The organism is Streptantibioticus cattleyicolor NRRL 8057 = DSM 46488 (assembly GCF_000240165.1).
GTDB classification, from domain to species: Bacteria; Actinomycetota; Actinomycetes; order Streptomycetales; family Streptomycetaceae; genus Streptantibioticus; species Streptantibioticus cattleyicolor.
The window spans coordinates 739,006-752,231 of sequence record NC_017586.1 but is presented as its reverse complement, the minus strand read 5'-3'; the positions used below and the strand labels follow the sequence as shown (position 1 = coordinate 752,231).

At 74.4% G+C, this 13,226-nt stretch carries 10 protein-coding genes and 1 pseudogene; 9 read left to right on the top strand and 2 right to left on the bottom strand.

Annotated elements, in window-relative coordinates; translation table 11 throughout:
• Nucleotides 1-643: 643 nt before the first annotated feature.
• The 5 genes from SCATT_RS03015 to SCATT_RS02995 all read left to right on the top strand — a co-directional run bounded on the left by SCATT_RS03015 (nt 644) and on the right by SCATT_RS02995 (nt 7,500).
• The gene (locus SCATT_RS03015; protein ID WP_014141442.1) at nt 644-2,197 is read left to right on the top strand and encodes an ATP-dependent DNA ligase; all 1,554 of its coding nucleotides are present in this window, start codon (nt 644-646) and stop codon (nt 2,195-2,197) included.
• A gap of 109 nt (nt 2,198-2,306) precedes the next feature.
• Complete coding sequence (locus SCATT_RS03010) at nt 2,307-3,230, top strand: DUF5954 family protein (RefSeq protein WP_014141441.1); 924 nt, start codon at nt 2,307-2,309, stop codon at nt 3,228-3,230.
• A 1,402-nt stretch (nt 3,231-4,632) separates the two neighbouring features.
• A complete protein-coding gene (locus tag SCATT_RS03005; RefSeq protein WP_014141440.1) occupies nt 4,633-5,406 on the top strand; it encodes a L,D-transpeptidase family protein in 774 nt (257 codons plus the stop codon).
• A 346-nt stretch (nt 5,407-5,752) separates the two neighbouring features.
• Nucleotides 5,753-6,538 carry a transglycosylase SLT domain-containing protein gene (locus tag SCATT_RS03000; protein ID WP_014141439.1) on the top strand — a complete coding sequence of 262 codons (786 nt, stop codon included), beginning with the start codon at nt 5,753-5,755 and terminating at the stop codon, nt 6,536-6,538.
• A 164-nt stretch (nt 6,539-6,702) separates the two neighbouring features.
• Nucleotides 6,703-7,500 (top strand): IclR family transcriptional regulator, encoded by a 798-nt coding sequence (locus SCATT_RS02995; RefSeq protein ID WP_014141438.1) that lies wholly within the window; start codon nt 6,703-6,705, stop codon nt 7,498-7,500.
• 8 nt (nt 7,501-7,508) lie between these two features.
• Here SCATT_RS02995 and SCATT_RS02990 read toward each other — a convergent pair whose 3' ends face one another.
• Nucleotides 7,509-8,699, bottom strand: a complete 1,191-nt coding sequence (locus SCATT_RS02990; protein WP_042507552.1) for an NAD(P)/FAD-dependent oxidoreductase — start codon at nt 8,697-8,699, stop codon at nt 7,509-7,511.
• Nucleotides 8,700-8,922: 223 nt separating this feature from the next.
• The gene (locus tag SCATT_RS02985) at nt 8,923-10,008 is read right to left on the bottom strand and encodes an S-(hydroxymethyl)mycothiol dehydrogenase (protein ID WP_014141436.1); all 1,086 of its coding nucleotides are present in this window, start codon (nt 10,006-10,008) and stop codon (nt 8,923-8,925) included.
• Between the two features lie 189 nt (nt 10,009-10,197).
• On the opposite strand from SCATT_RS02985, the gene SCATT_RS02980 reads away from it, so the two are divergent.
• The 4 genes and pseudogenes from SCATT_RS02980 to SCATT_RS40700 all read left to right on the top strand — a co-directional run.
• Nucleotides 10,198-11,361 (top strand): permease, encoded by a 1,164-nt coding sequence (locus tag SCATT_RS02980; protein WP_014141435.1) that lies wholly within the window; start codon nt 10,198-10,200, stop codon nt 11,359-11,361.
• Nucleotides 11,362-11,448: 87 nt separating this feature from the next.
• On the top strand, nt 11,449-12,273 hold the full coding sequence (locus SCATT_RS02975; RefSeq protein ID WP_014141434.1) for an LLM class F420-dependent oxidoreductase: 825 nt from the start codon (nt 11,449-11,451) through the stop codon (nt 12,271-12,273).
• Nucleotides 12,274-12,277: 4 nt separating this feature from the next.
• Nucleotides 12,278-12,709: a TIGR03668 family PPOX class F420-dependent oxidoreductase gene (locus SCATT_RS02970; RefSeq protein WP_014141433.1), complete on the top strand. Its 432-nt coding sequence runs from the start codon at nt 12,278-12,280 to the stop codon at nt 12,707-12,709.
• A gap of 110 nt (nt 12,710-12,819) precedes the next feature.
• A pseudogene (locus SCATT_RS40700) lies at nt 12,820-13,128 on the top strand (transposase); the annotation flags it as partial.
• Nucleotides 13,129-13,226: the final 98 nt, after the last annotated feature.

Sequence of the window (13,226 nt, the reverse complement as noted above, 5' to 3'; positions counted from 1 at the left end):
CCCCACCCCCCGGCCCGCACCGAGCGTCCCGGGGGAGTGCGGTGCGCTCCGCGCCGATCCGGGGGCGCGCTCCGCGCGGGGACGGTGGAGCGCGTGAGGGTTGCGCTCGGCGACGCGGCCGTGACCCGTGCCGGGGCTGTGCTCGGTGCCGAGGCCGTGTCCGGTGATGGGTCCGCGCTTGGCGCTGGGCCTGCGGCTGGCGCCGGAGCCGCGCTTCGTGCCGGGAGCGTGCCCTGTGCTGGGACCGGGCTCCGTGCTGGGGCCGTGTCCGGTGATGGGACCGCGCTTCGCGCTGGGACTACGGCCCGTGCCGGAGCCGTGCTCGGTGCCGGGGCCGTGTCCCGTGCTGGGGCCGTGTCCCGTGGCGGGACCGGGCTGCGCGCCGGGAGCGTGCTCCGTACCGCGGCCGGGCTGCGCGCTCCGGGCGTGCCTCGCGCCAGGGCGGTGCTCCGCGCCGCGACCGCGTCCCGTACCGGGGCCGCGCCCCGCGCCCAAGACGCGCTTCGCGCTCGGACTGCGGCTCGCGCCGCGAGCGCGTTCCGCATCCGAGCCGGGCTTCGCACCGGGGCCGTGCGTCATACCGCGACGGCGGTCCGCGTTCCGGGGGTGCCTCGTGCCTCGGGCCCGGGTGAGGATGGGTGACATGCGGTTCGTCGAGGTCGCTCGGACGTCCCGTGAGGTCGCGGCTACGAGTGCGCGCTCGCGGAAGATTTCGTTGTTGTCGGGTCTTTTCCGGGATGCGGAGCCGTCCGAGGCGCCGGTGGTGATCACGTATTTGGCCGGGCGGTTGCCGCAGCGGCGGATCGGGGTGGGCTGGAGCACGTTGTCGGAACCGGTGCCGGCGGCGGAGGAGCCGCGGCTCGCGGTGCTGGAGGTCCACCTGGCGTTGGGGCGGATCGCCTCGGTCGTCGGGCAGGGGGCCCAGCACGAGCGTCGGCGCCTGGTGCACGAGTTGCTGGCCGCGGCGACCGAGGAGGAGCAGCGGTTCCTCGTCGCGTTGATCGCCGGGGAGTTGCGGCAGGGCGCGCTCGACGCGCTCGCCGTCGAAGGGCTCGCCGCGGCCGTCGGGGTGGGGGCGGGCGATGTGCGGCGCGCGGTGATGCTGCGCGGTTCGCTCGGCGCGGTGGCCGAGGCGTTGCTGGCCCGGGGCGCCGAGGCGCTCACCGATTTCCGGCTGGAGGTCGGCCGCCCGGTGCTGCCGATGCTCGCGCACACCGCCCGGGACGTCGCCGAGGCCCTCGACCGGCTCGGCCCCTGCGCGGTGGAGGAGAAACTCGACGGCATCCGCGTCCAGGTGCACCGCGACGGGGACCTCGTACGCGTCTACACCCGTTCCCTGGACGAGATCACCGACCGGCTGCCGGAAGTGGTCGCCGAGGCCCGGGCGTTGCCGGGGCGGCAGGCCGTGCTCGACGGCGAGGTGATCGCGCTGGGCGAGGACGGGCGCCCCCGGGCGTTCCAGGAGACCGCCGGACGGGTCGGCTCCCGGCTCGACGTGGCCTCCGCCCAGGCCGCGCTCCCGGTCTTCCCGGTCTTCTTCGACCTGCTCTACGTCGACGGCCGCGACCTGCTGGAGCTGTCCACCGCCGATCGCCACGCCGAACTGGCCGCGCTGGTGCCGGTCCCGCTGCGGGTACGCCGCATCGTCGCCGAGGACCCGGGTTCCCCCGCGGACCGGGCCGCCGCCGAGGAGTTCACCGAGGCCACCCTGGCCCGCGGCCACGAGGGCGTGGTGCTCAAGGCGCTCGACGCCCCGTACAGCGCGGGCCGGCGCGGTGCCTCGTGGCTGAAGGTCAAGCCCGTGCACACCCTCGACCTGGTGGTGCTGGCCGCCGAGTGGGGACACGGACGGCGCACCGGCAAGCTGTCCAACCTCCACCTGGGCGCCCGCCGCCGCAACGGCACCTTCGCCATGCTCGGCAAGACGTTCAAGGGGCTCACCGACGCCATGCTGGAGTGGCAGACCGAGCGCCTGCAGGAGCTGACGGTGCACGACGAACGCTGGGGCGTCGTGGTCCGCCCCGAACTGGTGGTGGAGGTCGCCTTCGACGGCGTGCAGCGTTCCCCGCGCTACCCCGAGGGGGTCACCCTGCGGTTCGCCCGGGTGCTGCGCTACCGGGAGGACAAGACGCCCGACCAGGCCGACACCGTGGAGACCGTACTGGGGCTGCGCGCCCCGGCCGCGCCGGCCCCGTGAGCCCCGGCGCCCACCCCGCGACACCCGCCCCTACCACCGCATGGCGCAACGCCGCGCCACCGTCCTCCGGCGCCCCGGCGGGGGAGCGCGCGGTGCGCACAATGAAGCCATGACCTTCAGCCGCGGCGACGTGCCCGAGCATCTGACGATCAGGATCACGCAGGCGAGCGACCCGGTCTCGGCCGTCACCGAGGACGACGCGTGGCGGGCGCTCGACGCCTACCCCGAGGTCGTCGTGGTCGGCCCGGTCTTCGGGCTGGCCGAACTCCCCGCCCACCGCGACGGCTGCCGCCACTGGCGGGTGATCGCGGCGGGCGAACCCTCCGCGCGCTCCGCCCGCCGCCGGCTCCACGCCCATCTGCTGCGGCTGGCCGAGGACGCCGCGGCCCCGGCCGACCGCGCGGCCTACGCGGCGGCGGCCGAGCCACTGGCCGGCGGCGCGGCCGACGAGGTCGCCGCCGGCGCCCACCGCTTCCGGGTCATCCGGGCCGACGCCTACGCCCGTACCGGCCCCGACGGCCCCGAACCGCCGCGTCCCACCGACCCCGACGGGGCCCCGGCGGGCCAGGGCCACCGGGCGCCCGACCGCACCGCCGGCTTCGTCATCGACCCGGCCGCCGCCACCGGACCCAGCGGCGGGCTGCTCCGGCTGGAACTGCTGCCGCTGGTCCACCCGCCCGGCCGCGTCCACGAGGACGTACGCGCCGACGCAGACCGGGCGCTGGCCACCCACCCCGGTGGCGTCCTGCTGCCCACCGGCTTCTCGGTGGCCGAGGAGACCGGCGGTCGGTGGCGGACGCTGAGCTGCCCCGGCGCCGGTCCGCAGAGCGCCCGCGACCACCTCGCCCGCTACGTACGGGCGCTGCCCGGCGGCTCGGGCGGCGAGTACGAGGCTGCGGCGCGCCGGCTGGGCGCCGAACGCTGCGACGAGGTACGGGTGTGTGGCCGCCGCTTCCGCGTCGTCCGGGTGGAGCAACTCGTCCGCGTGGGCCCCGACGGACCCGAGCCACCCCGCCCCAGTGACGCGGGTTGACGCCGCGTCAACACCGTGGGTTTCGCGAATGCCCCCGCCCGTGGGGCAGGTCGGCGTGTGGTGCCGATGATCGGGCGAGCCGCCCTTATGGTGAACATTCGCGTGGTCCGGGATGGAACGCGAGGTACGTGCCGGGGGCCCGGAACCCGGCTGATCGGGAGGGTTGTCCGCGGTGAGTCCTTCGGTTCGTACGGCCCAGGGCGACTCCGGCAACCCGACCCCCCCGCCACCCCCGGATCCCCCCGCCACCCCCCACGACGAGCCCTCCCCACCCCCCGCCGCCGCCCCGGCCCCGCCGGACCCCGCGGGTGCCCAGGCCCCGGCCCCGGCTGTCTCGGGGTCGCCGGGGATCGTGGGTGCCTCCGACGGCGTGGCGTGCGCCCCGTCGCACCCCGCCCCGGGGACGCCGGGGACCGCAGGCGCCCCCGCAGCCGCTGACGGCCGTGCGGAACGACCGGCGTCCGGCTCGGCCGGTACGTCCCGCCCGCTCGGTTCCGTCAGTGCCGCGGCGGCCCCCGCCTCGGGGTCGCCGTTGACCGGTGCGTCCCGCCTGCCGGGGTGCGCCGACGACGCCGACGACTCGCCGGGGGCCGACGGTGGCGCTCGCACCGCGTCCGACGCCCGCGCGGACCGTCCGACCCCCGACGTGACCGGGACGTCGAGCCTGCCGGGTTCCGGTGGTTCCGGGGTCTCCGGCCCCGCGTCGGGTGTGTGTCCGGATCGCCCGGTCCCCGGTGTGACCGGTGCGTCCTATTTGCCGGGTTCCTCCTCGGTCGCTGCCGGCTCGCCGGGGACCGTGGGTGCTCCTAGCGCCACGCCGGACGGCCACGTAACGGGCGCGTCCGGCCCGCCGGGTTTCGGTGGCGCCGCTATGGGCTCCGGTCCGGGTGTCGCCGGGGCACCCGGGACCCCCGGGTCGGGCATGCGGCCGGACCACTCCGTGCCCGGTGTCACCGGTGTGTCCCGTCTGCCGGGTTCCGCCCCGGCCGCGCCTGGCTCGCCGGGGACTGGGGGGACCCCGGCTGGCGCCGGTCCGTCCCGCCCGCCGGCGACCGGCGCTGCCGCCTCCGGCCCGGTGCCGGGCAACCGCTCGGACCGCCCGGTCCCCGGTGCGACCGGTGCGACCCGTCCGTCCGGTTCCGCTCCGGCCGCTCCCGGCTCGCCGGGGAGCGCTGGTGCCCCCGGCACCGCGCCGCATGCCCACGCCACGGGTGCACCCCGTCCGCAGGGCGCCCGCCCGGACCACTCCGTCCCGGGCGTGACCGGTACGTCCCGTCCGCCGGCTTCCGGCCTCGCTTATGGGGTGGGGACCCTGCGAACGCAAACGCAAGCGCGAACACAAACACAAACCCGAGCGCAGGGCGGGCGGGTCCGGCGGCATCGGGCGCCTCGGCGAGCGCGGTTGCCGTTGCTGGTGCTGGCGTTGCTGGGGGTGGGGGCGCTGGGGACCAACGCGTTGCAGAGCAGTCCGGGGGGGACGGATTCCGTCGCGGCGCCGTCGGCCGCGGCGGCGCCCGGCGGCCCGGGCGGCTCCGCGGAGCGTCCGCTGCGCCAGCGCGCACCACTCTCCGACCCCAACCTGCGCCCCCGCCAACTGCCCGGCATCGGCCCCCGCACCAGCGCGCAGATCCCGGCGGACACCCGGCAGGCCCTGGTGGTGACCGGCGAGGGCGCCGGCTCCTGGCGCTCCAGCGCCACCCTGTGGCACCGCGGCGACGACGGCGTATGGCTCCAGGGCCCCACCTGGCCCGCCCACAACGCGCTGCGCGGCTGGACCGACGAACACCACGAGGGCGACCTGCACAGCCCCATCGGCGTCTTCACCCTCACCGCGGCCGGCGGCCTCGAACCCGACCCCGGCACCCGGCTGCCGTACGAGCAGTCCTCCGCGTTCCAGGCGGTCGGCGCCGGGTTCGAGGGCGAACCGCTCGCCGGTTCCTTCAACTACGTGATCGCCATCGACTACAACCGCGTCCCCGGCACCTCACCGCTCGACCCGCGCACCCCGATCGGCGCCGGACGCGGCTCCGGGATCTGGGTGCACGTCGACCACCAGGGGCCCACGCACGGCTGCGTCGCGCTCGCCGGCGAACACATGGTGCAACTGCTCAGGGCGCTCGACCCGGCCGACCACCCGGTGATCGTCATGGGCGACCGCGCGTCGCTCCAGCGGTGACCCCCGGCGCCGCCTGACCCGCACCACCGGGAAACGTGATCGGTAAACACCCCGACGCGCTTCCGGTTGCGCCGGATCGCGTGACCCTGGTCATAGGGCGCAGGTCACATACGAAGCCGCCTAGTACGCCTGATTCCGCGATAAACCCGGGAAACCGACAGGGTCGCCGGACGACCCGGGACGTCCTTTTCACGAAGGCCGGTAGTAGGTCACATCATTGCCAACCGCTTTTACCGGCCGTTAAACATTGGCCACCCCCGCAGGGCGCCGCCGCACTCGATGCGCGCGGCGCTTTCTCGACTCGGTTCGGGACTGCGGTCGAGTCACCGGAAGAGGACGGCCCACCATGCCCAGACATGCCCGAGCCCGTTGGACGCGTTCGCACAAGATATCGGCGGCCGGCGTCGTCGCGGTCGCCGGAGCGGCCTCGCTCGCCTTCGCCGTCGCGCCGGGCTCCGCCCAGCCGCGGCAGCAGGCCGCCACCGTGTCCACCGAGTCGATCGCCTGGGAGGCCCCCGCCACCGGCGCCCAGCTCCAGCACGACGGCGTCGCCCGCCAGTCCGACCAGGCCGGCCGCCGCGCCAGGGACGAGCAGCGGGCGCACCGCGCGGCCGAGGCCCGGCAGCGGGCCGCCGACGCGGCCAAGGCCGCCGAGGCCGCCAAGGCCCAGGCCGCCCAGCAGCAGGCGGCGGCAGCCGTCCAGCAGCGCGCCACCGCCCAGCCCGCCGTCACCCGATCCGCGCTGCGGGTCACCACGCTGGCCGCCCGCACCACGACGCCGGCCGCCGCCCCGGTCAAGGCCACCGTCTACCCCGACAACCTCGACGGCTGGATCCGCCAGTCCCTCGCGGTCATGGCGCAGCGCGGAATTCCCGGCAGCTACAACGGGATCAAGCGCAACGTCATGCGGGAATCCAGCGGGAATCCGCACGCGATCAACCTGACCGACTCCAACGCGGCCAAGGGAATTCCCTCCAAGGGCCTGCTCCAGGTGATCCAGCCGACGTTCACCGCGTACCACGTCACGGGCACCTCGTGGGACATCTACGACCCGGTGGCCAACATCACCGCCGCGTGCAATTACGCCGCCCACCGTTACGGCTCGATCGACAACGTCAATTCGGCGTACTGACCGGATAATTCACCACCGGTATCTTTCCGCGCAGGGCGCCGGCCGCCCCGTCCACCCGACGGGGCGGCCGGCGCCCTGTGGCGCATCAACTCCCTTGGAATCAGGGCGGGTTGGGCCGGGCGGACCGGTGAAGGGGGCGAGTGGTTCACACCTATAGTGCCGCCATGGGGAACGACACGGCGCCCGTGGACACCGGGGACCGGTCGGCGGGCGGCGTGCAGTCCGTCGACCGGGCCATCAGCGTGCTGGAGATCCTCGCCCGCCGCGGTGAGGCCGGGGTCAGCGAGGTCGCGGGGGAGCTGGCGGTGCACAAGTCGACCGCGTTCCGGCTGCTCGGCGCGTTGGAGAGCCGTGGTCTGGTGGAACAGGCGGGGGAACGCGGCAAGTACCGCCTCGGGTTCGGCCTGGTGCGGCTGGCCGGTGCCGTCACCGCCCGGCTCGACATCGCCCAGCAGAGCCGCCCGGTCTGCGAACGCCTCGCCGGACAACTCGGCGAGACCGTCAACCTCGTGGTGCTCCGTTCCCACCATGTGATCAACCTCTACGAGGTGCGCGGCCCCGGCACCGTGGCCGCGCACAACTGGGTGGGCCGGCTCACCCCGCCGCACGCCACGGCCGCCGGCAAGGTGCTCCTCGCCCAGCTCACCGCCGACCACCGGGCCCGGCTGCTCGCCGCCGCCGGACCGCGCCGGCTCACCCCGCACACCGCCACCGCCCCGGCGGCGCTCGAACGCGAACTCTCCCTCGTCCGCACCCGCGGCTACGCCGTCACCCGCGACGAACTCGAACCCGGGCTCAACGCCCTGGCCGCGCCGATCCGTTCCCGGGACGGAGAGGTGGTCGCCGCGCTCAGCGCCTCCGGACCCGGCTACCGGTTCACCGAGGAACGCATGCACCTGCTGGCACCGCTGCTGGTCGACGGCGCCGACGAGATCGGCCACCGGCTCGGCCACCCCGGCTGAGCCGCGGACTACGCGCCGCTTCCGGCCGGTTCCGGGGTCCGCGCCGCCGGGTCAGCCGTCAGCTCCGCGCAGAACCGGGTGAACGACCGCGCCCGGTCCATCGCCAGCACCGCGACCGGCCGCTCGCCCCGCCGGTAGACGGCGACGAAACTGCGGCTGCCGGTGTCGCCCTCCACCACCGACACCCCGTCCGCCCCGGCCACGTCCCCGGCGAACCGGATCCGCACCCCGTACTGGTCGGACCAGAAGTACGGCGGCCTGCGCGGCGGAGGCGGGCCGGACGGCAGCAACGCGGCCACCGCCACCGCGGAACGCTCCCGGGCGCACGACCAGTACTCGTCCCGCCGCCGACGGCCGGTCGCCGGGTCGTACCAGGCGGCGCAGTCGCCCACCGCCACCACGTCGGGCACGCTGGTGCGCCCGGCGGCGTCACAGCAGACACCGCCGCGCAGCGCCACCCCGGAACCGGCCAGCCACTGCACACAGGGGCGGGCGCCGATCCCCACCACCACGGTGTCGGCGGGCAGCAGCCGGCCGTCGTCGAGCACCACCGCCTCCACCCGGGAGGCGCCGCGCACCGCCCGCACCCCCGCCCCGCACAACAGCCGTACCCCGTGGTCGGCGTGGAGGGCGGCCACCACCGAACCCATCCGCGGACCCAGCGGCCCGGCCAGCGGGGCGGGTGCCGCCTCCACCACGGTCACCGTCAGCCCCAGCGCCCGGGCGGTGGCGGCGACCTCCAGCCCGATCAGCCCGCCACCGATCACCACCAGCCGGCCGCCGCGCCGCATCGCCTGACGCAACGTCACCGCGTCGTCCAGGGTACGCAGCACATGCACCCCGGCCAGCGGTTCCGGGCTGGGCAGGGTACGGGGTTCGGCCCCGGTGGCGATCACCACCTTGTCGGCCCGGATGCGGCGGCCGTCGGCCAGGCGCACCGCCCGGTCGCGGCGGTCGAGGCCGACGGCGGCGGTGCCCAGCAGCCACTCGGCCGCCAACTCCTCACCGTCGGCCTCCAACGCGAGCCCGGCCGCCTCGGTGGTGCCGGCCAGGAACCCCTTGGACAGCGGCGAGCGGTCGTACGGACGGTGCGGCTCGGCGCCGATCACCACCAGCCGCCCGTCGTACCCACGCCGGCGCAGGCTGCGCGCGGCCGACAGCCCGGCCAGCGACGCACCCACCACGGCCACGCATCTCACGCCGCACCACCGGGAACCACAACACCGCGCGGACGGACCGCGAGGCGGCACACGGGAATCATCATGACACCTCGATGTGTATGACGAATTCGTCTTGCGCAACGTATTGCGCAGTGCGCGACAGGTCCCGGCCAGTGTTGTGGCGGCCCCGAAGCGGTGTCAAGGCGCCCAAGTCGGGCGGCCGGCCGTCAAGTCGGTATCGGGCCGCCCGGCGCCGCCACCGTCACAACACCACCACCGACCGCAGCACGTCGCCGTCGCGCATGGTGGCGAAGGCCCGCTCCACGTCGTCCAGGGCGATGGTCTCCGAGACGAAGGCGTCGAGGTCGAACCGGCCCTGGAGGTACAGATCGGTGATCATCGGGAAGTCACGCGAGGGCAGGCAGTCGCCGTACCAGCTGGACTTGACGGCACCGCCACGGGAGAAGACATCGATCAGCGGCAGTTCCAGCGTCATATCCGGGGTGGGTACCCCCACCAGCACCGCGGTGCCGGCCAGGTCGCGGGCGTAGAACGCCTGCCGGAAGGTCTCCGGCCGGCCGACCGCGTCCACCGTCACGTCGGCGCCGAAGCCGCCGGTCAGCTCGCGTACCCGGGCCACCACGTCCTCACGGTTGGCGTCCACGGTGTGGGTGGCGCCCATCCGCGCGGCCCGTTCCAGCTTGCGGGGGTCCACGTCGACGGCGATCACCGTGGTGGCCCCGGCCAGCCGCGCCCCGGCGATCGCCGCGGTGCCGACCCCGCCGCAGCCGATCACCGCCACCGAGTCGCCACGGCCGACGCCCCCGGTGTTCACCGCGGCGCCGAACCCGGCCATCACCCCGCAGCCGAGGAGTCCGGCGGCGGTGGCCGGGGCCGCCGGGTCCACCGGGGTGCACTGCCCGGCGGCCACCAGGGTCAGCTCAGCGAAGGCACCGATGCCCAGCGCCGGGGTGAGCGGGGTGCCGTCGGTCAGCGTCATCTTCTGCGTGGCGTTGTGGGTGGCGAAGCAGTACCACGGCTCACCCTTGCGGCAGGCGCGGCAACTTCCGCATACCGCACGCCAGTTGAGGATGACGAAGTCGCCGGGGGAGACCTCGGTGACGCCCGCCCCGACCGCCTCCACCCGGCCCGCCGCCTCGTGTCCGAGCAGGAACGGGAAGTCGTCGGTGATACCGCCCTCCCGGTAGTGCAGGTCGGTGTGGCACACCCCGCACGCCTCCACCCGGACCAGCGCCTCGCCCGGTCCGGGATCGGGGACCACGATCGTCTCGACGGTGACCGGTGCGGACTTCTCCAGGGCGACGACGGCACGGACCTGATGACTCATGGACGCTCCTTGGGACCGATGGGCGTGACGGGACGTCACGGGTGGATCAACGCGAAAACAGTACGCAACGTGCGCCCCGCCGCCGAGACCGCGCACCGCGCCGCGGCGTCGGCGAGGGGCGCCCCGCGATACCCGCCCGGGGCATAACGTCGTGGTGTCACACCTCTCGCACCGGGGAAGGCGGCCGGCATGTCCGCGATCGTGCACGCACTGTCCATCACCGGGTCGATGGCCTGGGAGATCGCCTGGGCGCTCGTCCTCGGCTTCGCCCTCTCCGCGGTCGTGCAGGCGGTGGTGCGCAAGGGCACCGTCGTACGGCTGCTGGGCGACGCCCGGCCTCGCACGCTGGCGCTCGCCTCGCTGCTCGGCGCCGCCTCCTCGTCGTGCTCCTACGCGGCGGTGGCGCTGGCCCGTTCGCTCTTCCGCAAGGGGGCCGACTTCACCGCGGCGATGGCCTTCGAGATCGCCTCCACCAATCTGGTGGTGGAACTCGGCGTCATCCTGGCGCTGCTGATGGGGTGGCAGTTCACGCTGGCCGAGTTCACCGGTGGACCGGTGATGATCGCGGTGCTGGCGGTGGTCTTCCGGCTGCTGCTGCGGCCCGGGCTGCTGCGTGCGGCGCGGGAGCAGGCCGAGCGCGGGGTGGCCGGGTCGATGGAGGGCCACGCGGCGATGGACATGTCGGTGCGGCGGGAGGGCTCCTTCGCCCGGCGGCTGTTCTCCGGCGAGGGGTTCACCTCGGTGGCCCATGTCTTCGTCATGGAATGGGCGGCGATCCTCAAGGACCTGGTCCTCGGGCTGCTGGTGGCCGGCGCGATCGCCGCCTGGGTGCCCGACGCGTTCTGGCGTGCCTTCTTCTTCGACGGGCATCCGCTGGCCGCCAAGGTCTGGGGCCCGCTGATCGGGCCGGTGGTCGCGGTGGTCTCCTTCGTCTGCTCGATCGGCAACGTGCCGCTGGCCGTCGTGCTGTGGCGGGGCGGCATCAGCTTCGGCGGCGTGGTCGCCTTCATCTTCGCCGACCTGCTCATCGTGCCCATCCTCACCATCTACCGGAAGTACTACGGCGCCCGGATGGCCGCGTTCCTGCTCGCCTCCTTCTACGCCGCCGCCGTGGCCGCCGGGTACGTGGTCGAGGTGGTCTTCGGCGCCGCGGGCCTCGTCCCCGGCCGGACCGGCGCGGCCGTGCCCGTGTCGGGCGTGCGGTGGAACTACACCACCTGGCTGAACATCGCGTTCCTGCTGGTCGCCGCCGCCCTGGTGGTCCGGTTCCTGCGTACCGGCGGCCCGGCGATGCTGCGGATGATGGGCGGCGCCCCGACGGACCACGAGGGCACCGGCCACCACACCGGATGACCGCGCGTCACGCGTTGAAACAGTGCGATTACGGGTAGCCACCCCTGCGTACCGTCATGACCGACCGAGGACCCGAGGAGCGCTTCCGTGAAGTTCGGTATCTCGACCTTCGTCACCGACCAGGGCATCGGCCCCATCGAGCTGGGGCGGGCGCTGGAGGAGCGCGAGTTCGACTCGCTCTTCATCGCCGAGCACACCCACATCCCCGTCGAGCGCCGGTCGCCCTACCCGGGTGGCGGCGAACTGCCGGACATCTACTACCGCACCCTCGACCCGTTCGTCACCCTAGCCGCGGTCGCCGCGGTCACCGAACGGCTGCTGCTGGGCACCGGGATCGCCCTGGTGGCCCAGCGGGACCCGATCGTCACGGCAAAGGAGGTCGCCTCGCTCGACCTGATCTCCGGCGGCCGGGCAGTCTTCGGCATCGGCGTCGGCTGGAACCGCGAGGAGATGGCCAACCACGGCACCGACCCGGCCACCCGCGGTCGGCTGGTCGACGAACGGCTGCGTGCCATCAAGGAGTTGTGGACCGCCGAGAAGGCCGAGTTCCACGGCGAGTTCGTCGACTTCGACCCCGTCTACCTGTGGCCCAAGCCGGTACGGCGGCCCCATCCGCCGATCTACGTCGGCGGCGGCGAGGGGGCCTTCCACCGCGTCGCCGAACTCGGCGACGCCTGGCTCGCCAACAGCCTGCCACCGGACCAACTCTCCCAGCGCATCGACCGGTTGCGGCAACGCGCCGACCGCGACGTGCCGGTGACCGTCTACGCCATCCCCGACGACCCGACGACCGTCGAGGGGTACCTGCGCCTCGGCGTCGAACGGGTCCTGTTCTACCTGCCCACCGAACCCGAGGGGCCGACCATGGCCCGGCTCGACCAACTGGCGCGGACCGCCGCCCGCTTCCGGTGAACCGGTGCCCTCACTGACACCACATCAGGCCCGGGAGGCGTTCACCGCCTCCCGGGTCGCCCGGCTGGCCACCGCCGACCCGGCGGGCCGGCCCCATCTCGTACCCGTGGTCTTCGCGGTCACCGGCGACACCGTCGTCCTCGCCGTCGACCACAAACCCAAACGCTCCATCCGCCTCAAACGCCTCGCCAACATCACCGCCAACCCCGCCGTCTGCCTGCTCGCCGACGGCTACCACGAGGAATGGGACCGACTGTGGTGGGCCCGCGCCGACGGCGACGCCCGCGTACTGCTCCCCGCCGCCGAATGCGCACGCTCCGGCCACCACGTGGCGCTGCTGACCGCCAAGTACCGCGACCAGTACGCGAATCGGGCGCCGGCCGGGCCGGTGGTGGAGGTGACGGTGCGCCGGTGGAGCGGCTGGCGGGCGACGTGAACACAGACCTGGGACTCCAGCAGCGGTTCGTGTCCTGAGCTGGCAGTTGTCCTTGTCCTGGTATGGCGGGGATGACTGAAGTCGCCCGCTGAGCAGGCGAGTTGGAGTCGATGTTCGCGCGGGTGGCGGGCCGGTTCGCTCGGGCGGATCTGCGGTGGCGGATGCGGGACTGAGTCCGGGGCCTGTTGGGGCAGGCGGTACGCAAGAACGGCCGGCAGCTCGCGGAGCGGGCGGGGCATCGAACCCCGGACGGCTTTCAGCGGCTGCTGCACAGCGGTGTCTGGGACGCGGACGCCCTGCGTGACGACGTCCGTGACTATGCGGCTGAACGGCTTGTACCGGGCGGTGTGCTGATCATCGACGACACCGGGTTCATCAAGAAGGGCACGCTCGGCCTGCCGCCCGGTACGCGAGGGACGCACCGGCGTCCGCTTCCGGCCGTTGTGCCGAGGTGGCCGGACAGCGTACTCGCAGCAGAGCGCCTCGCGGCGGGCGCTGCCGGTTCCGGCTGCGTCCG